This window comes from Kaarinaea lacus (genome assembly GCF_975902315.1).
On sequence record NZ_CDLKIE010000491.1, the window covers coordinates 1 to 19,361 of the forward strand.

General features: G+C 45.7%; 25 protein-coding genes and 1 tRNA gene. 2 read left to right on the forward strand and 24 right to left on the reverse strand.

The window, feature by feature from the left end; translation table 11 throughout:
* From ACWVCM_RS15200 to gspC, 4 genes are all read right to left on the reverse strand, one after another.
* On the reverse strand, positions 1-687 hold a 687-nt coding region (locus tag ACWVCM_RS15200), incomplete at its 3' end, for a type II secretion system F family protein (RefSeq protein WP_455202613.1).
* 108 nt (positions 688-795) lie between these two features.
* Positions 796-2,391 (reverse strand): type II secretion system ATPase GspE, encoded by a 1,596-nt coding sequence (gspE, locus tag ACWVCM_RS15205; RefSeq protein ID WP_455202614.1) that lies wholly within the window; start codon positions 2,389-2,391, stop codon positions 796-798.
* Positions 2,392-2,400: 9 nt separating this feature from the next.
* Positions 2,401-4,527 (reverse strand): type II secretion system secretin GspD, encoded by a 2,127-nt coding sequence (gspD, locus tag ACWVCM_RS15210; RefSeq protein WP_455202615.1) that lies wholly within the window; start codon positions 4,525-4,527, stop codon positions 2,401-2,403.
* Positions 4,528-4,577: 50 nt separating this feature from the next.
* Entirely contained in the window at positions 4,578-5,534 is a 957-nt protein-coding gene (gene gspC / locus ACWVCM_RS15215) for a type II secretion system protein GspC (RefSeq protein WP_455202616.1), read from the reverse strand.
* 376 nt (positions 5,535-5,910) lie between these two features.
* Between gspC and ACWVCM_RS15220 the strand changes: the two genes are divergently transcribed.
* Together ACWVCM_RS15220 and ACWVCM_RS15225 are read left to right on the forward strand one after the other, a co-directional pair.
* The gene (locus ACWVCM_RS15220) at positions 5,911-6,519 is read left to right on the forward strand and encodes an Lcl C-terminal domain-containing protein (RefSeq protein WP_455202617.1); all 609 of its coding nucleotides are present in this window, start codon (positions 5,911-5,913) and stop codon (positions 6,517-6,519) included.
* Positions 6,516-7,031 carry an Lcl C-terminal domain-containing protein gene (locus ACWVCM_RS15225; protein WP_455202618.1) on the forward strand — a complete coding sequence of 172 codons (516 nt, stop codon included), beginning with the start codon at positions 6,516-6,518 and terminating at the stop codon, positions 7,029-7,031. The genes ACWVCM_RS15220 and ACWVCM_RS15225 overlap by 4 nt, the downstream gene beginning before the upstream one ends.
* A 34-nt stretch (positions 7,032-7,065) precedes the next feature.
* Here the strand turns inward: ACWVCM_RS15225 and ACWVCM_RS15230 are convergent, their stop codons facing one another.
* The 20 genes from ACWVCM_RS15230 to rplN form a co-directional block, all read right to left on the reverse strand.
* Positions 7,066-8,646, reverse strand: a complete 1,581-nt coding sequence (locus ACWVCM_RS15230) for a peptide chain release factor 3 (protein ID WP_455202619.1) — start codon at positions 8,644-8,646, stop codon at positions 7,066-7,068.
* An 83-nt stretch (positions 8,647-8,729) separates the two neighbouring features.
* Positions 8,730-8,805: transfer RNA gene (locus ACWVCM_RS15235), tRNA-Lys, on the reverse strand.
* 169 nt (positions 8,806-8,974) lie between these two features.
* Positions 8,975-10,192, reverse strand: a complete 1,218-nt coding sequence (locus ACWVCM_RS15240; RefSeq protein ID WP_455202620.1) for a YeeE/YedE family protein — start codon at positions 10,190-10,192, stop codon at positions 8,975-8,977.
* A gap of 312 nt (positions 10,193-10,504) precedes the next feature.
* Complete coding sequence (rplQ, locus tag ACWVCM_RS15245; RefSeq protein WP_455202621.1) at positions 10,505-10,906, reverse strand: 50S ribosomal protein L17; 402 nt, start codon at positions 10,904-10,906, stop codon at positions 10,505-10,507.
* Positions 10,907-10,946: 40 nt separating this feature from the next.
* Positions 10,947-11,945, reverse strand: coding sequence for a DNA-directed RNA polymerase subunit alpha (locus tag ACWVCM_RS15250; protein WP_455202622.1), 999 nt, complete (start codon positions 11,943-11,945; stop codon positions 10,947-10,949).
* Between the two features lie 123 nt (positions 11,946-12,068).
* Complete coding sequence (gene rpsD, locus ACWVCM_RS15255; protein ID WP_455202623.1) at positions 12,069-12,695, reverse strand: 30S ribosomal protein S4; 627 nt, start codon at positions 12,693-12,695, stop codon at positions 12,069-12,071.
* A gap of 48 nt (positions 12,696-12,743) precedes the next feature.
* Positions 12,744-13,127: a 30S ribosomal protein S11 gene (rpsK, locus tag ACWVCM_RS15260; RefSeq protein WP_455202624.1), complete on the reverse strand. Its 384-nt coding sequence runs from the start codon at positions 13,125-13,127 to the stop codon at positions 12,744-12,746.
* A gap of 54 nt (positions 13,128-13,181) precedes the next feature.
* A complete protein-coding gene (gene rpsM / locus ACWVCM_RS15265) occupies positions 13,182-13,538 on the reverse strand; it encodes a 30S ribosomal protein S13 (protein ID WP_455202625.1) in 357 nt (118 codons plus the stop codon).
* A gap of 93 nt (positions 13,539-13,631) precedes the next feature.
* On the reverse strand, positions 13,632-13,745 hold the full coding sequence (rpmJ, locus tag ACWVCM_RS15270) for a 50S ribosomal protein L36 (protein WP_455202626.1): 114 nt from the start codon (positions 13,743-13,745) through the stop codon (positions 13,632-13,634).
* 51 nt (positions 13,746-13,796) lie between these two features.
* Positions 13,797-15,149 (reverse strand): preprotein translocase subunit SecY, encoded by a 1,353-nt coding sequence (secY, locus tag ACWVCM_RS15275; RefSeq protein ID WP_455202627.1) that lies wholly within the window; start codon positions 15,147-15,149, stop codon positions 13,797-13,799.
* A 16-nt stretch (positions 15,150-15,165) separates the two neighbouring features.
* A complete protein-coding gene (rplO, locus tag ACWVCM_RS15280) occupies positions 15,166-15,600 on the reverse strand; it encodes a 50S ribosomal protein L15 (RefSeq protein WP_455202628.1) in 435 nt (144 codons plus the stop codon).
* Position 15,601: 1 nt separating this feature from the next.
* Positions 15,602-15,790 carry a 50S ribosomal protein L30 gene (gene rpmD / locus ACWVCM_RS15285; protein ID WP_455202629.1) on the reverse strand — a complete coding sequence of 63 codons (189 nt, stop codon included), beginning with the start codon at positions 15,788-15,790 and terminating at the stop codon, positions 15,602-15,604.
* A gap of 20 nt (positions 15,791-15,810) precedes the next feature.
* Positions 15,811-16,317 carry a 30S ribosomal protein S5 gene (gene rpsE, locus ACWVCM_RS15290; protein ID WP_455202630.1) on the reverse strand — a complete coding sequence of 169 codons (507 nt, stop codon included), beginning with the start codon at positions 16,315-16,317 and terminating at the stop codon, positions 15,811-15,813.
* Between the two features lie 10 nt (positions 16,318-16,327).
* Positions 16,328-16,681 carry a 50S ribosomal protein L18 gene (gene rplR, locus ACWVCM_RS15295; RefSeq protein WP_455202631.1) on the reverse strand — a complete coding sequence of 118 codons (354 nt, stop codon included), beginning with the start codon at positions 16,679-16,681 and terminating at the stop codon, positions 16,328-16,330.
* Positions 16,682-16,725: 44 nt separating this feature from the next.
* Entirely contained in the window at positions 16,726-17,259 is a 534-nt protein-coding gene (gene rplF, locus ACWVCM_RS15300; RefSeq protein ID WP_455202632.1) for a 50S ribosomal protein L6, read from the reverse strand.
* Positions 17,260-17,338: 79 nt separating this feature from the next.
* Positions 17,339-17,734 (reverse strand): 30S ribosomal protein S8, encoded by a 396-nt coding sequence (gene rpsH / locus ACWVCM_RS15305; RefSeq protein WP_455202633.1) that lies wholly within the window; start codon positions 17,732-17,734, stop codon positions 17,339-17,341.
* 31 nt (positions 17,735-17,765) lie between these two features.
* Positions 17,766-18,071, reverse strand: coding sequence for a 30S ribosomal protein S14 (gene rpsN, locus ACWVCM_RS15310; RefSeq protein ID WP_455202634.1), 306 nt, complete (start codon positions 18,069-18,071; stop codon positions 17,766-17,768).
* 27 nt (positions 18,072-18,098) lie between these two features.
* Positions 18,099-18,638 (reverse strand): 50S ribosomal protein L5, encoded by a 540-nt coding sequence (gene rplE, locus ACWVCM_RS15315; RefSeq protein ID WP_455202635.1) that lies wholly within the window; start codon positions 18,636-18,638, stop codon positions 18,099-18,101.
* 28 nt (positions 18,639-18,666) lie between these two features.
* Positions 18,667-18,984, reverse strand: a complete 318-nt coding sequence (rplX, locus tag ACWVCM_RS15320) for a 50S ribosomal protein L24 (protein ID WP_455202636.1) — start codon at positions 18,982-18,984, stop codon at positions 18,667-18,669.
* 45 nt (positions 18,985-19,029) lie between these two features.
* A partial coding sequence (rplN, locus tag ACWVCM_RS15325; protein ID WP_455202637.1) for a 50S ribosomal protein L14 occupies positions 19,030-19,361 on the reverse strand: 332 nt, incomplete at its 5' end.

The following is a 19,361-nucleotide window of genomic DNA, read 5'->3' on the forward strand; positions in this document are numbered from 1 at the left end:
ACCAAACAGCAGGTACACCCCATTTGACGATAAAAATTCGCTGGTGGCTATCAATGCTTTGGTAAGTCCAGGCAGTTCCTGACCGATACTCTCAAACACCTGAACAATCTTTGGAACAACAAAGGTTAGTAATCCAATAACAACCGCAATAGCAACGAGCGTTAGCAATACGGGATAGATGAGAGCCTGAGACATTTTCTGAGATAGCTGCTGACGTGTTTCGGTGTAATCGGCCAACCGCTCCAGCACGACTTCCAGATGACCGGATTGTTCGCCAGCTTCGATGGTTGCACGATAGAGTTCAGAAAAGATATGAGGGAAATCGCTCAGCGCAGAGGCAAGGGAATGCCCTTCCATAACCCGTGACCGTACCGCCACCACCATGCTTTTAAGACGCGCTTTTTCCGACTGTTGTGCAACCGTACGCAGCGCTTCTTCTACAGGCATACCAGACCGTACGAGTGTTGCCCATTGGCGGGTTATAAGCGATAAATCCGTAGAGCTGATTTTTCGTTTAAAAAGGGTCTTTTTACTTTTCGCTTCCCGCTGTTGAACTTCTTCCACGGATAGCGGTGTCAGGCCTTGCTCACGAAGCTGTTGGCGAATCTGCCTTGCTGCATCGGCTTCCAGGACTCCCGATTTCTCGCGCCCCCTGGCATCTAATGCTGTATATTCAAATGCGCCCATGCTGTCGCTGTTTCTCGTTTATTAACTTAAAAGATTAGTCTGGAATTTATTGTGTCGGGACTGCATTTCGGATTCGTGGAACTATACCTGGCCTTCGCTGGTTTCGGATTAGTCTTCGCTGGTAACACGCAGCACTTCTTCAATCGAAGTCTCACCCGCAACAACCTTGTCAATTCCATCTTGCCGAATACTGGGGGATTTTTTGCGGGCATAGGCTACGATTTCATGCTCCCCTGAACCATCGTGAATCATGGTGCGTAAGTGATCGTCGATTTCCAGCATTTCATAAATACCACTACGGCCGCGAAATCCCTGGTAATTGCATTTAGGACAGCCTTTGGCTTTATATAATGTAGGTGGTTTGGAAGCGTCAAAACCAAATCGCTCACAATCCACTTCATTGGCGGTGTAAGGCTGCTTGCAATCATTACACAGTTTTCGCACCAGTCGTTGCGCCAGCACGCCTAACAAACTGGATGACAACAGGAATGGTTCCACACCCATATCGCGCAGACGAGTTACGGCGCCGACAGCACTATTGGTATGTAATGTCGACAGCACCAGGTGCCCGGTCAAACTGGCCTGCACGGCAATTTCCGCCGTTTCCAGGTCGCGAATCTCTCCCACCATTACGACATCCGGATCCTGTCGTAAAATCGCCCGCAAACCGCGCGCAAAACTCATGTCAACTTTGGTATTGACGTTAGTTTGACTAACACCATCGAGGTGGTATTCGATGGGATCTTCAACGGTCATGATATTACGTTTACGACTATTGATACTGGTTAGCGCTGCATAGAGTGTGGTTGTTTTACCAGAACCAGTAGGACCTGTTACCAGGAGAATACCGTGCGGTCGATGAATCACGTGCTCCATGATTTTTAAATTTTCCGGGCGCATACCCAATTGCTCCAGATCCAGACGGCCAGCCTGTTTATCCAGCAAACGTAATACAACCCTTTCGCCCTGACCGGTTGGAATCGTTGAGACACGTACATCGACAGCGCGACCCGCAACCAATAGTGAAATACGACCGTCTTGTGGTAAGCGTTTCTCTGCAATATCGAGCTTGGCCATTACTTTGATACGGGATACGATTAAGGGCGCCAACACGCGACGTGGTGATAGCACCTCGCGCAACACACCATCCACGCGAAAGCGCACAATCAGCTTTGATTCAAATGGCTCTATATGGATATCGGAAGCATTTTCCTTAATGGCTTGCGTTAACAGCGCATTAATCAGGCGAATAATAGGCGCATCGTCCTCGCTTTCAAGCAAGTCTTCCGGCTCTGGCAATTGATTAGCCACTGAAAATAAATCAGCATCATCATCCAGGTCATCCATCATCTGCATGGCTTCGCCAGACCCCTGTTCGTATGCACGCTGCAATTGTGCATCAAACTCATCTGGCGTTGTCATCTCTAAAAGTACCGGCATACCCAGGTGACGACGCAATTCAGCAACAATCAGGTGAGAAATATCGGGACGGCACAATACAACGGCCTCACCACCATGCACTTCTTTGACGAGCACCCCATTCCTTTTAGCAAATGCAAAAGGCAGGGATTTTTGTTGAATACTATCTGTCTGCGCTTCATCGGCAGCATCAATCGCAGGAAGATCCCCTGCGCTATCAATTTCTGGTTGAGAGACTATCTCTTCCTGAGGTTCCTGGCTGCTTGACTTACTAAAAATAGACATAACGATTAATTATTCCACTTCGGGAGCGGGAACAGCTTCCAGCTCCTGCTGTTCCTGTTCCCTTCTAATTTCGAATTCCATTTGCGATTCAGAGGGTTTTCGGGGTTGTTGGAATTCTTGTGGTAATTCCAGATAGTTTTCCATATCCTGCAACATAGGTGTCGATTCGCCGGATAAAAGCGGTACGCCTTCCTTTCGTGCTTCCAACTGTAAATCTCGAATATATTTGTATTTGCTGTTCGTCAGCGCCATGGCACGTGCTTCGTCGCGCAATATGACCGGACGCAAAAATATTAACAGGTTGGTTTTAATTTTTTGTACTGTCTTGGAACGAAACAGTGCGCCTAACAGGGGAATATCTCCTAACAATGGAACCTTTTGTGCGTTTTCCAACAAGTCATCTTTAATGAGACCGCCAAGCACCAATACCTTCCCGTCATCTACGACTACCGTTGTAGTAATGGTTCTTTGATTGGTGACGATATCACCCTGCCCAGCGGAACCCGAGGAAAAGTTATCCACTGCCTGGTCTATATTGAGCCGAACAGTGTTACCCTCATTGATCTGGGGTTTAACCTTTAACCTGATACCCACCGGCACGCGATCAAAGGTCGTAAAAGGATTCTGGGCAGTACTACCGGAAACAGTGAATGATCCACTGGGGATTGATACTTCCTGACCAATAAATATTTCTGCCTCTTCGTTATCCATGGTGACTACGCTGGGAGTCGATAATACGTTGGTTTCACCGTCACCTTCCAATGCACGAATCACTGCTGCAAAATTGAAAGTATCACTGTTAAATTGACCTAGCCCGACGGTCATACCAGGCCCAAACGGATCAGATATCCCCAAGTTACCACCAATAATGGCTGCGGCAAGCGATGAGATCGGATTGTTGCCAAAGTTAATCACGCCTACAGGTTTATCACCCTCGGAGCCATCAAATATCCATTGAATACCCAGCTCTGAAGTACGTTGCGAAGAAATTTCAGCAATGACTGCTTCAACCAGAACCTGGGCTCGACGGATATCCAGTTGCCGAATCACGGCTTCCAATGACCTGTAGATACTCGGTGGAGCAGTAATCACTAGCGCATTGGAGTTTTCATCGGCCTGGATATTAAAGAGCGGTTGATTGCTCCCTGAAGTACGACGGGCAGCTGGTGCTGGAGCTGCTTTGGCTCCTTTTACCCCTGCACCTGCCTTGACCGTCATTGTTTTTGCCGTATCACCAACACCCGTTAATACGGGCACTAAATCTTTTGCGTTCGCATACTTGAGATAAACAACGTGGGTATCACCTTCTACTTCTGCTGGGGTATCAAGATGAGAAATAATGGCTCGTAGTTGTAAACGTGCTGATCGATCACCACCGATTAATATACTGTTGGTTCTCTCATCGGCTACCAGTGTCGGTTTGTCGGCAACTTGCCCCTTCGCCTGACCCGATTGTTGCTGCAAAGTTGTCAACACTCGAACCAGGTCACTGGCCGCGGCATACTCTAAACGTATGATTTCAATTTCACCACTGGTGGGCTGATCAATCCGCTTAATGATTTTTAGTATGCGGTCAATATTATTCGCCCGATCAGAAATAATTAATACGTTGCTTTGCGGGTAAGCTGCCAGATGGCCCTGTGGTGGTACCAGTGGTCTTAATATAGGAACCAGTTGCGCAGCTGCCACATGCTCTACTTCGATGACACGCGTAACGGATTCGTCGCCTTTTCCAGGTTTGTCTTCATCTGTTGCCGGTACTCCACTATGTTTGGCATCAGCGTCGGGTAAAATCTTAATGGTTTTACCTGCGGGTACGGCAGTATAACCATGCACGTCGAGTACCGATAAAAATACCTGGTATATTTCCCGGTTACTCATAGCGCGTGAAGAAATAATCGTCACCTTACCCTTCACCCTGGGGTCAACAATAAAATTCTTTCCAGTAATATCAGCAACACTGGTAATGACAGCCTGAATATCAGCACCCTTAAAGTTAAGCCGCACTTTCTCAGCAACTACTGGTGTACTCATTGCCATCAACAAACCAAGTGCGATTATCGTATTGAACAATCGCCTTTTGTTTCTCGACGCCGGTTTATTCCCGCCTTGCTCTCGACTTATTTTTATATACATATTCATTGCCTGACTATTAATACTCGTTTGTCTTTCTGTTGACTCAGCATTCATTGAATCTGAAAAGTAAAGGATTGCGGCGTACCATTTCGCTCAATATCAACGGTCAACTGGGATGCAGTTGATATATCCCGCAACACCTCCAGGGCCTTGACGGGGTTGTTCATGGGTACACCGTTCACAGACGTCACAATATCACCAGAGCGCAGTCCAAAACGACGTAACAACGCTCGATCCTTACCTGGCCGAAGACGATAACCCACCAGCTGACCGTCTTTTTGATAAGGCCTTACATTAACAAGACCCATCACGCTATTCGGGTCATTCATTAACGCTTCTCGATATTGCCCTAACAATGCCGCGTTATCTGCTGTATTGGCAGAGGCCTGCGCAATATTGCCTCGGTTAATATTTCGGTTCGTAGTTCGACTGCTTTGACGCGTGCTTTGGCCGCTATTTGCGGTGCGCGAACCCGCCCCGGCTTCTGGGACATCGACCGGCAGTTTTAATGTTTCCAGGCGTCCATTGTGCTCCAGTATGACATGATCGGCATGTATTTCGCTTAATATGGCGCCACCTGGTACTTCAGATCCAAGGCGATAGGAGTCTTCTTCCCCTCGTGAATCGGCAATAATGGCCCTGGACGCATTTTTATCCCTGGAGGCAAATACTCCCCTCAATTTTAAGTTAAGTCGCGTTTCCGGTACTACAGCAGGTTTGACAGGGGCAACAACCGCTTTTTTGGGCTCGTACTTGCCAAACAGGTGAAAATTATTAATTTTTCTCGCTAATGGTTGCTCGCGCACCACACGTGCCACACTGGGTGTTTCACGTTGTGCTGCTGATACAGCTGCACCCGTCTCGGGTTGCGGCACCAGATTCCATGTCAACTTCGCCAAACTATGAGCAAGCAGTAAAATGGTTATAATCGCTACAATTACCGGTAAGCGGGTATCAAGGTTCCCTACCCAAAACCGCTGTGTAAATTCTTGTGCTAAATCTTTCATTATTTATTTAATAAATTCATCTCGTCCAGATTGCTGGACTGATTTTGACAACGACATCGCGAAAAATTCTAAATATTGTAGGTTTCACACTACGGGTGTTCAATTGAGGGTCGGTATTTTACCTGCAACTGGCAAATTTTCCTAAATAATCATAGCCTTAGTAAGTTACAAGATTGAGATCGACTATCTATCCAAATGCAGAATTTACGCCATATAACAATAAGTTAGCTGTATACAACAGCATAACTGATTAAAATTAGACCATTATAATTGAATAGTAAATCAGAATAATATGCAGAGATACAAAATTCCCGCTCAGTTTACACGGTCTATGACAAGCCTGGAGAGAAATTTATGCATCTTCTGCGTGTTATTTTTGACTGCAATTTACTCCATTTTATACGAACCGGCGCTGGCAGCAGCTCCCGATGGTCATTCTACACTCGCACAAAACTCACAGCGGTTTATGAAGCTCAACCAGCAAGGCAAACCATTTAGCGAGTCATCTAAGGATCAAACCTGGTCCTGTGTGTTAGACAAACAAACTGGCTTAATATGGGAGATCAAATCAAATAACGGTGATATACAGGACGCCCAACAAACCTATTCCTGGTATGAGACAAATCCAGCGTTAAACGGTGGATTTGCGGGCTATGAAAACAAAGGTAAATGTGTACTTTCACTGTGTAACACTCAAGCCTATATTACTGCCATTAACCAAAAACGAATTTGCGGCAGTGCCCAATGGCGCCTGCCAACTCGGGAAGAACTCAGATCGATTGTTGACTACAAAATCAAATACCCAGGCCCCACCATTAACAGAGTGTATTTTCCAAACGCTATCAATCAATTTTACTGGTCATCTGTTCCCAATGCCAATGACAAAGATAGCGCCTGGGGTATAGGATTTTCTTTTGGCTATGATTATGCCTATTTCAAAAGTGACCTGGGTTACATACGACTGGTCAGTGAACACAATAAATGAGAACGTTTAAACTATTCGCACTATGTATTTTCGCGACACTCCCTGGCCTGGGGCTTACTCAGAATTGTGTCGACACAATACCTAGCACATCGATGACTCAGCGCTATCAGGTCAACAATGACGGAACTGTCAGTGATGATAAAAATAATCTAATGTGGATGCAATGTAGCGTGGGACAACGTTGGAGTAATGGTCAATGCCTTGGCACAGCACAGGCTATGACGTGGCATAGAGCATTGCAGGAGGCGAATAGTTTTCGACTCGCCAATTACTCTAACTGGCGACTACCAACTATTTATGAATTAAGTCGTATTGCAGAATTACGGTGTCAGCAACCGGCCATTAACCTGGCACTATTCCCTGGCACGGCGCCCGCGGACTACTGGACGTCAACAAGTTTTGCCAACGATGAAAGTCTTGCGTGGCGAATGCAATTTAGTTTTGCTGAAAACCACACTGCGAAAAAATCCTCATCAGCGACAGTTAGATTAGTACGGTCTATCAACGAATAACACTTCGTTGGACATTCGGACGTATAAAAAACGTTTAGTGTTCGTAGGTTGAATGGAACTCGACATCCGGCCAGCGTTCCATGGTGAGATCCAGATTAACACGTGTAGGTGCAATATAAGTCAGGTTATCACCGCCATCGATTGCAAGGTTGTCCTGGGCTTTCTTTTTGAATTCTTCCAGCATTTTCTGGTCATCGCAGGTTATCCAGCGGGCGGTAGCCACATTGACGTTTTCAAATTTGCATTCCACGCCGTATTCATGTTTGAGTCGATGCGCTACAACATCAAATTGCAGAATACCAACAGCACCGACAATCAAGTCATTATTATTCAGGGGTCGAAACAACTGCGATGCTCCCTCTTCGCACAATTCAATCAATCCTTTTTGCAGGGCTTTCATTCTCAAGGGATCTTTTAGTATGGCGCGCCGAAACAGTTCTGGTGCAAAATGTGGAATACCGGTGTATTTCAGCTCTTCACCCTGGGTAAAAGTATCACCAATTTGTATAGTGCCATGATTGTGGATGCCAATAATGTCACCGGAATATGCTTCATCAACATGGCCTCGGTCACTGGCCATAAAAGTGATTGCATTGGGTATCTTGATGTCACGCCCCAGCCGCACGTGTTTGACTTTCATGCCCTTGTTATAATTACCGGAGCAGATTCGCAAAAATGCAATTCGATCCCTGTGTGCCGGGTCCATGTTGGCCTGTATTTTAAATACAAAGCCGGAAAACTTTTCTTCTTCTGCTTTTACGCTGCGGCTTATGGTTTGCCGATCAGGCGGTGGTGGCGCGTAGTTTACCAGGGCATCGAGCAGTTCTCTTACACCAAAATTATTAATGGCGGAGCCAAAAAACACAGGCGTTAATTTACCTTCACGATAAGCCTGTAAATCAAATTCGTGACTGGCACCTTTTACCAACTCGACTTCTTCACGGAAATCCTCGATCATGGTGCCTAATAGTTCATCCAGGCGCGGATTATCCAGCCCCTCGATGACTTCCCCTTCCTGAATCTTACCACCATGTGCCGCGCTGTATAAATGGATATTATTCTCATAAAGATTGAATACACCCTTAAATTGTTTTCCCATCCCGATTGGCCAGGTTATGGGCGCACATTGTATTTTCAGTATATCTTCTACTTCATCGAGCAACTCAACAGGATCACGGCCTTCGCGGTCAAGCTTGTTAATAAAGCTGATTATGGGAGTATCGCGCAAGCGACAAACTTCCATCAATTTAATGGTACGTTCTTCCACACCCTTGGCACTATCAATAACCATCAATGCAGAATCGGCCGCAGTCAGGGTGCGGTAAGTGTCCTCTGAGAAATCTTCGTGGCCTGGCGTATCCAGCAGATTGACCACGTTATCGTGATAGGGAAACTGCATTACCGAGGTCGTCACTGATATACCTCGCTGTTGTTCCAATGCCATCCAATCAGATGTTGCATGGCGCGCGGCTTTTCGGCCTTTAACAGTACCGGCTAACTGAATAGCACGCCCATACAATAACAACTTTTCTGTAAGAGTGGTTTTACCGGCGTCAGGATGGGAAATGATCGCAAAGGTGCGGCGCCGTTGAACTTCTTCTAGTAACGAAGGCATAATTTGCAGCTAAACAAGCGCCCGTTGATAGTAGAACTTTTTCAAAGATGGCAACTCGTTGACGAATAGATTGAGCTGAATGATGGTGGGCCGTGTAGGATTCGAACCTACGACCAATGGATTAAAAGTCCACTGCTCTACCAACTGAGCTAACGGCCCGTTCAAAAGAGATGCAATCATACAGAACCTACAGAGAATGACAAGCCCTGAATCCAGATATTTGCGCTAACCGGCTGAAAACTAAGAGCATCCCGGATCGGGATGCTCTATTTAATGGATATCGATTATTGATCGGTTTTAAGTATGAAAACCGATAGAAAATTCCTTCTTATACCGCTTCGAGCTTACGCATGCCACTGGGGAGTAATTTCATATCAACTAAGGCTGTCACAAACGCCCCCACAAAAGTAGCCTCATCCTCATAGACCATTTTGTAGTATTGAATTTTCATGGTAAGCGCACTACCAAAAACCAGCGAAACAAATGCCATCATGGAACCGATCGCGAGGGTAGAAAATCCGGTTACGCCCTGACCGATAGTGCAACCCAGCGCCAGTACACCGCCGATACCCATCAGTACACCGCCAATCGCGTGCGCCAGAAAATCCTTGCCTGACTGGAACCATTCTATACGGAATTTGCGGAAGATAACCGCATATAAAAATGAGCCAACAATCACTCCAGCTAATGCCATAACTCCAAACGTAATAAAATTGGTGTTATTAAAATTTAACGCCAGGTCAAAGGTGTCAGCCATAGGACTGGTAAAGGTAAAGGACTGCGCGCCAACACCACGTGGAGGCACATCCATAAACGAGGTATTTTCCAACCATTCCTGCCCTTTTTCACCAGCTGTCAGGTACCAGGCAGCAACTACCGCCAGGCCTACAGCGAGGCCACCAAGAATATTGTCGAAGTTCTTGCGAAAATCAGCCGACTTCCATACAAATATCATCAACAGTACGACGAAAATTCCGCCCACGATCGCACGCAAGTTGATGCCATCTTCAGCGCCCGTGAAACTTGCGATAAACCGACCCACATCCTGTCCGGCAATGCCGTATTGTGCGAGATCAATGGAAAGTGGATTCATCCAGCTATAAAACACAACACCGTAAAAATCCGTTTTCGCCATCAAGTAGGCAAAGAATGAAGCAACCACTAAAACAAGAACAGATTTTATATTGCCACCACCAACACGAATCAGGGTTTTATTACCGCATCCGCTGGCCAGGGTCATTCCAATACCAAACATCACACCACCAAGGATGTAACGCAACCACTCAAAAGCAGCCATTCGATAAGGAGGACGTAGGTCTTTTAGTTCATAGCTATCCAGGTCAACTAGGCTAAAGCTTTCGAGTAGAATCAGGCCACCCATGGCGATGGCTATGGCAAACAGCCAGGACCGGAGTCGACCGGTATCTCCCATATTAACCCAATCTGATACAGCGCCCATGGTGCAGAAATTGGTCTTGTTGACCAGCGCGCCCATGATGACAGCCAATATAAAACCGTACAGTAAGATTTCTTGGTGTATCGACAATTCCATAATATCTCCATTCGTTTGTAGCGTGTGGAAATAAGCGATTGAAATTCTAGTTAAAACTTAAAATTAAGTTTATAAGTAATTTCTAATGCTACTTTAACGTCCGACTACACATAATACTTGAAGCGGCTTGCTGGTATTTTCCAGTAATAGAGTTCCAGCATTCATTCGAGCCTGAGTTTCGGACCTACAGTATAGTACGCGAGAAAAAAAGGGTATCTATATCCAATTGGCAATAAAAAAGCCGGTGATATCGGCCGGCTTTTTTATTTATTCAACTTCTGTGAATAGTGATTATCCGAACAGACACTACTCTTCTGAAGTTACTTCAGCTGATTCTTCCATTTCAGTCAAGGGGCGATCGACCAACTCTATAATCGCCATAGGTGCCTTGTCTCCTGCGCGGTATCCACATTTGAGGATGCGCAAATAACCGCCGGGACGTGCTTTATAGCGCGGACCTAACTCAGCAAAAAGTTTTCCAACCATTTCCCGATCACGCAATCGGTCGAATACATAACGACGATTCGCAACTGAATCCACCTTGGCTTTAGTGATTAGTGGTTCTGCAACGCGGCGTAATTCTTTTGCTTTGGGTAAAGTGGTCTTAATCAACTCATGACGGAACAGCGACGATGCCATATTTTTAAACATGGCTTTTCGGTGACTGCTATTGCGGTTCAGTTGACGACCGGAATGTTGGTGACGCATGACTATTTACCTACATCAATTCAATTGTTAAAACGTTTGCTTAAGCAACGCCTTCTTTTTGTTCTTTCAAACTGGCAGGCGGCCAATTTTCTAACCGCATACCCAAAGACAGACCTTTTGTTGCCAAAACACTCTTAATTTCTGTTAGCGACTTTTTACCCAGGTTAGGGGTCTTCAGCAATTCGACTTCTGTGCACTGGATCAAATCGCCAATGTAATAAATCTGTTCTGCTTTAAGACAGTTGGCGGAACGAACAGTGAGTTCCAGATCATCGACAGGACGCAACAGGATGGGATCAATCTCTGGCTCTTCTTCCCGTTTTTCCGCTTGCTCAACGCTTTCGAGATCAACGAAAGTAGACAACTGATCCTGTAAAATTGTCGCTGCACTTCGAATGGCATCTTCAGGATCAATGGTGCCATTGCTTTCTACCTCAATAATCAGTTTATCCAGATTAGTGCGCTGTTCTACACGGGCGCTGTCAATAACGTAAGCGACGCGGGTGACCGGGCTGAATGAAGCATCCAGATGCAGGCGCCCAATGGCCTGGTCTTCATCAGCGCCTTTGCGCAAACTGGAAGGCTGATAACCACGACCGGTTTCGACCTTCAGAGTCATATTAATTTCACCGTTCTTGGTCAAATTACATATAACATGTTCCGGATTAATAATTTCCACATCATGATCAAGATTAATGTCTGACGCCGTTACGGGGCCTTCGCCTTTCTTGTTTAATGTGAGGGTTGCTTCATCGCGGGAGTGCATTTTTAATGACAATCCCTTCAGATTCAGCAAAATATCAATAACATCTTCTTGTACGCCATCCAGGGTGCTGTACTCGTGAAGCACTCCATCGATCTGCACCTCTGTAACTGCGCAGCCTTGCAAGGAAGATAATAATATACGGCGCAGGGCATTACCCAATGTATGCCCAAAGCCACGTTCCAATGGTTCTAATGTCACCTTAGCCAGGCGATCATTAACTTGTTGGACGCTGACAATACTAGGTTTTAAAAAGTCAGATAGTGAACCTTGCATGAATTGTCCTCTCTAGCGCTAGAAATCTTGTCTACTCAGTTGTTAAGTCATTGCTACTATCACAACAACCTCGAGTAGCAAAACATTTACCACCGACCCAGTCGATGGCACATAGAATCCGTGTTACTTCGAATATAGCTCTACGATGAGCTGCTCGTTAATGTCGGATGGCAAGTCGCTGCGTTCAGGCAAGGCTTTGAACACACCACTCATTTTTTTCACATCCACATCAACCCAATCAACAAAGCCACGTTGGCTTGCCATTTCCAAAGCACCCTGGATACGCAATTGATTCTTAGCTTTTTCATTGACCGAAACTTCATCGGCAGGTTTAACCTGATAAGATGGAATATTGACCTTTTTTCCATTCACGTAGATCGCGTTGTGTCGAACCAGTTGGCGTGCTTCGCTGCGAGATGCGCCAAAACCCATACGGTACACAACCGTGTCCAGACGAGCTTCCAGGGCTTGCAACAGATTCTCACCAGTTGCGCCCTTGCGGCGATCCGCATCCTTGTAATACAAACGGAATTGACCTTCCAGGATCCCATAAATACGACGCACTTTTTGTTTCTCACGTAGCTGAGTTGCGTAATCTGATAGACGACCGCGTCTTTGACCATGTTGGCCTGGCGGAAACGCCCTGTTTTCAAAAGGACAACGCGCAGTAAAACATTTCTCGCCTTTTAGGAACAATTTGTTTCCTTCACGACGACATTGACGACATTTTGGACCTACATATCTTGCCATTAAAAGTCTCCAGACTTGCTATTCTTTCTACTTCTTAACAAAAAGTACCTATACACGACGCCGTTTTGGCGGACGACAGCCGTTATGTGGAATCGGTGTAACATCTGTAATGCTGGTAATATTAAATCCTTGTGCGTGTAAGGCACGAATCGCTGATTCACGACCTGGGCCAGGCCCCCTGACACAAACGTCCATATTCTTCATACCCATATCTTTCACTACATTGCTGGCATTTTCAGCAGCAACCTGCGCCGCAAAAGGTGTACTTTTACGTGAACCACGAAAACCGGAACCACCGGCAGTTGCCCAGGCAAGCGCATTACCCTGACGGTCAGTGATGGTGACTATGGTGTTGTTAAATGACGCATGAATGTGCGCAACACCATCAACAACATTCTTTTTTACGCGTTTCTTTGCTCGTGGAGCGGCCATGTAATAATTACCTGTCTATTTACTAATACTTAACAAAAGTGGTTAATCTGTTGGTTATTTCTTAATTGCGCGGCGCGGTCCTTTGCGGGTTCTGGCATTGGTCCGAGTTCGCTGACCACGCAGCGGCAATCCACGACGATGACGGATACCTCGATTACAACCCAAATCCATGAGTCGCTTAATATTCATGGAAACTTCCCGGCGTAAATCACCTTCCACGGAATATTTGCCAATTTCACCACGAATGCTATCCAGTTCCTGTTCCGTTAAATCTTTTATCTTGGTTTCCGGAGCAATACCGGTAACCTGACAAATTTCACGGGCTCGCGACGGCCCAATACCGTAGATAGATCTCAATCCAATCACGGTGTGCTTATGAACAGGAATGTTAATACCGGCAATACGTGCCATTGCTATCTCCTAAAAAACCTTATAACCAATACTGGTGCCGCGGCGAACGCGACATTCTAAATCTTTAACAAAAACAAATCAATACAGATAAAATCAGCCCTGGCGCTGTTTGTGCCGAGGATCGGCGCAAATCACACGAACCACGCCGTTGCGCTTTACGATTTTGCATTTTCTGCAGATTTTTTTTACCGATGCTCGTACTTTCATGTTAATCACCTCAGATACTAATCGCTTTAAGCGAAATATTTCCTAACAGGTTTACCTTACCAGACCGCTACGACCGTAACCCTTGAGATTGGCTTTTTTCATCAATCCCTCGTATTGGTGCGACATCAAATGTGACTGAACCTGGGCAATAAAATCCATCACCACGACAACAATAATCAGCAACGAGGTTCCGCCAAAATAAAAGGGCACATTCCAGTAGACGATCATAAATTCTGGTAATAAACATACTGCTGTGATGTAGATCGCGCCTACCAAAGTAAGCCTCGACATAACTGTGTCGATGTATTGAGCAGTCTGCTCACCTGGGCGAATTCCCGGTATAAACGCACCAGAACGCTTCAGGTTGTCCGCCGTATCCTTCGGGTTAAAGATCAACGCCGTGTAAAAGAAACAGAAGAATATTATCGCCAGTGCATAACACGCCACATAAATCGGCTGGCCAGGTGAGAGCGTGGATGCAATATCTTTCAACCAACCCATTCCCTCGGTACTTCCCAACCAACTACCCAATGTTGCCGGGAACAAAATAATACTGGATGCAAAGATGGGAGGTATTACACCCGCCATGTTCACTTTCAAAGGTAAATGCGTTTTCTGTGCTGCGTAGACCTTGCGTCCTTGTTGGCGTTTCGCATAGTTCACCGTAATTCGTCGCTGGCCACGTTCCATAAATACGACAAAGCCGGTCACGACTACTGCCAATATAATAATTCCAATGACCAGGAACGCGCTCATTTCACCGATGCGCGCTAATTCTAAAGTTCCGCCAATGGCAGATGGTAACCCAGCCACGATACCGGCAAAAATGATGAGCGAAATACCGTTACCGATTCCTCGTTCTGTTACCTGTTCACCCAACCACATTAAAAACAGGGTTCCCGTTACCAGGCTAACGACTGCTATTATGACGAATTCAGGACCGGGATTTGGTACGACCTGTAAACCACCAACCGCTTGCGATTGCAACGCAACAGAGACGCCAATAGCCTGAAAAGTTGCCAAAACCAGCGTGCCGTAGCGCGTGTACTGGGTTATTTTACGACGACCTGCTTCACCCTCTTTACGCAATTGTTCCAGCTTAGGCATTACAGCAGTCAACAATTGCATGATGATGGACGCCGATATATAAGGCATCACGCCTAACGCAAAAATGGTCAAGCGGCTCAGCGCACCACCGGAAAACATGTTGAACATGTCCAGGATGGTGCCGCGTTGCTGATCAAACAGTACGCGCAATGCTTCAGGATCAATACCCGGAACCGGAATAAATGAACCTACCCGAAAAACAATCAATGCCAAAAAAACAAACAACAGTCTTTGCTTAAGCTCGGTTAATTTACCCGAGCCCATTGCTGCCATAACTGATTCGCGTGACGCTGACACTGAAGTTCCCTAGTTTCTATTCTTCAACTTTACCGCCGGCAGCCTCAATCGCTGCACGTGCGCCTTTGGTAGCACCCAGGCCTTTTATGGTAACTGCCCTGGTGATTTCACCAGAAAGAATGACTTTTGCTGTTTTAATATCACCGCTTATTACATTAGCCTTAATCAAGCCTTCCAGATCAACAACGTCACCTTCTACTTTTTCCAGTTCATTTAGGCGAATCTCGGCACGATACTTGGCCTTACGCGAGATAAAACCTACCTTGGGCAGACGACGCTGGATGGGCATCTGTCCACCTTCAAATCCTACTTTATGAAATCCACCTGAGCGTGATTTCTGTCCTTTATGACCACGACCACCGGTTTTACCCAAACCAGAGCCAATACCGCGACCGACACGCTTGGCTGATTTTTTTGAGCCTTCCGCAGGCGATAGAGTGTTCAAGCGCATATTATGCTTCCTCCACCTTCAATAGGTAAGAAACCTTGTTAATCATACCGCGATTGGCGGGAGTATCTTCTACAGTAACAGTATGGTGCATACGACGTAATCCCAGGCCAGCAGCACATGCTTTGTGCTTAGCAATACGGCCATTCAAACTCTTCACCAATGTTACTTTAACTTTTCCTGCATCAGCCATAACGATTCCACAAAATCAAATTAACCAATAATCTCTTCGACGCTCTTACCACGCTTGGCGGCAACAGCTTCCGGCGTAGTCATTTCGGTCAAACCCCTGAATGTTGCGCGTACAACATTGATAGGATTAACACTACCTATACATTTTGCCAGGACATTATGTACACCAACCGCCTCGAACACTGCACGCATCGGGCCACCCGCAATAATTCCAGTACCTTCCGATGCAGGTAACATAACAACCTTCGCAGCACCATGAATACCTGTTAGTGGATACTGCAATGTGCCGTCTTTAACCGGAACAGTTTTCATATTCTTACGCGCGTCTTCCATAGCTTTTTGCACAGCGACTGGTACCTCGCGTGCTTTTCCGCGACCAAAGCCCACGCGACCGTTTCCATCACCAACAACGGTTAAGGCAGCGAAACCAAAAATACGCCCACCTTTTACTACTTTGGCAACACGATTAATTGTTACCAACTTTTCAATATAACCATCACTTTGGGCTGCTGCGTCAAATTTGCTCATAGTTTAAACCTTATAGTTGTAACCCACTTTCACGCGCCGCATCTGCAAGAGCTTTAATACGACCATGATATTTAAAACCGGATCTATCAAACGCAACACTTTCGACACCCGACGCTTTTGCGCGCTCAGCAATAGCTTTTCCTACGGCTACAGCAGCATCGACATTACCCGTGTGCTTAAGGCCTTTTTTAATCTCAGCCTCAACCGTTGATGCCTGAGCCACAACTTTGGAACCATCAGGCTCAATTACCTGTGCGTATGTATGCTGTGGTGTTTTGAAAACACACAACCGATAGGCACCCAAACGTTTGATTTGCGCTCTGGTGCGTCGTGCTCTGCGTAATCGTTGCTGTTTCTTATCCATTGCAATAAACCTGTCTGTAATCTGTGAATCTTTAGCTAGTGGAATTACTTCTTCTTCGCTTCTTTACGAACGATATGTTCGTCTGCATAGCGCACGCCTTTCCCTTTATATGGCTCAGGCGGGCGAATCGAGCGAATGTTAGCGGCAACCTGCCCAACCTGCTGCTTATCGACACCTTTTACAACGACTTCCGTTTGACTCGGCGTTTCAATAGTAATGCCTTCAGGTACAGCGAATTCAACAGGGTGAGAAAAACCAAGGGATAAGTTCAATACTTTACCTTGAGCCTGCGCACGATAGCCAACACCCACCAGTTGAAGTTTTTTCTCAAATCCCTGGCTAACACCAGTCACCATATTGTAGATTAACGCCCGGGTAGTACCCGCCAATGCATTAGCATTTGCATGCCCATCTTTCGCCGCGAATATTAATTGCGCATCTTCCTGCTTCACTTCCACAGCTTCTGAAATATCGTGCGTTAAAGTACCTTTGGCACCTTTCACATTGATCGCCCCACTTGCGATATTGATTTCAACTCCCGATGGAATTGATACAGGACTGTTTGCTACTCGTGACATGGTATCTGTACCTTTAAAATCTTCTTAAATCCGTAATTAAATCTGTATATAGTTAATTCTGTATAAAGCATTCAAGCTACTACGCTACATAGCAAATAACTTCACCGCCATGCCCTGCTTTCCTGGCATCCTTATCTGTCATCAGACCAGTTGATGTCGAAACGATAGCAACGCCCAAACCACCCATAACCTGCGGTAATTCATCCTTACCTTTATAAACACGTAAACCCGGGCGGCTTACACGCTTAAGCAATTCGATAACCGGTTTACCTGCATAATATTTAAGATCAATAGTCAGCATTGGCTTACCATCAACATCATTTACTGTATATCCGCTAATAAAGCCTTCTGCTTTTAACAAATCTGCAATAGCAACCTTTTGCTTCGATGAAGGCATATCGACAGTTACTTTTTCCGCAGACAACGCGTTGCGAACACGGGTTAACATATCTGCGATTGGGTCATTCATACTCATACGATAGGCTCCAAATTACCTTTTTTATCCACTACCAACTTGCTTTTACCAAACCCGGGATATCACCACGCATAGCCGCTTCGCGCAACTTGGTACGACTTAAACCAAACTTGCGGTAATAACCATGAGGACGCCCAGTTAATCGGCAACGATTTCGCAAACGACATGGACTGGCATTGCGCGGTAATGCATTAAACTTTTTACGGGCTTCTTCGCGCTCGTCTTCACTGACATTCGGGTCTTTCAGTTTACGCTTTAACTCAGCACGCTTGGCCGCATATTTGGCAACCGTGCGTTCACGCCTTTTTTCCCGTTCAATAATTGAAATTTTTGCCATACCAGTCTCGCCTGTTAAAAAACCTGATTATTTCTTTAGTGGTAAATTGAAAGCTAACAACAATGCTTTGGCTTCCTCATCCGTTTTCGCCGTAGTGGCAAAATTTATATCCATACCACGAACCGCATCGATCTTATCGTAATCAATTTCTGGAAAAATAATTTGTTCCTTGACACCCATGGTGTAGTTACCACGACCATCAAAAGACTTAGGATTCAATCCACGAAAATCGCGTTCGCGAGGTATAGCAATAGTGATCAAGCGATCCAGAAAATCATACATACGCTCACGTCGCAACGTTACTTTACAGCCAATTGGCCAACCATCACGGATCTTGAATCCTGCGATAGATTTGCGCGCCTTTGTAACAATGGGCTGTTGACCGGCTATCTTTGCCATGTCGCCCACCGCATGCTGAATGACCTTTTTATCGGCCACTGCCTCACCTACACCCATATTCAAGGTGATCTTGGTAAGCTTTGGCACTTCCATAATGCTCTTGTAGTTGAATTGTTTCATCAACTCATCAACAACATTACTCTTGTAGTATTCACTTAATCTGGACATGTTCTTTCCTACTTACGTCATTCCCGCTTTACAAATCTACGACTTCGTTATTCGACTTAAAATAACGAACCTTACGGCCGTCCTCGAGAGTTTTGATACCAACACGATCACCTTTCCCTGTCGCAGGATTAAATATCGCTACATTGGAGACGTGCAAAGGCATCTCTTTTTCAACGATGCCGCCAGACTCTCCAGTGTTGGGGTTTGGCTTAACGTGTTTTTTCACCATATTACAACTTTCAACAACTACACGTTCATCGTCGGTGACGCGCAACACTGAACCACGTTTTCCCTTGTCTTTACCGGCTATGATGATGACATCATCACCTTTTTTAATCTTGCGCATGACTAAATTCTCTCAATTACAATCTAGACTAATAAAATTCCAGCTTTATAAAACTTCAGGCGCCAGGGAGATAATTTTCATAAATTTCTCGCTACGCAACTCACGAGTCACTGGGCCAAATATACGGGTACCAATAGGTTGGTGTTGAGTGTTCAACAAAACAGCCGCATTGCCGTCAAAACGAATCAATGAGCCATCAGGACGTCTTACACCTTTCCGTGTGCGCACAACTACTGCGTTATACACTTCACCTTTTTTAACTTTTCCTCGCGGAATAGCCTCTTTAACACTGACCTTAATAATGTCGCCAATGCCCGCATAACGGCGTTTGGAACCTCCTAGCACCTTTATACATTGAAGCCGACGCGCACCACTAT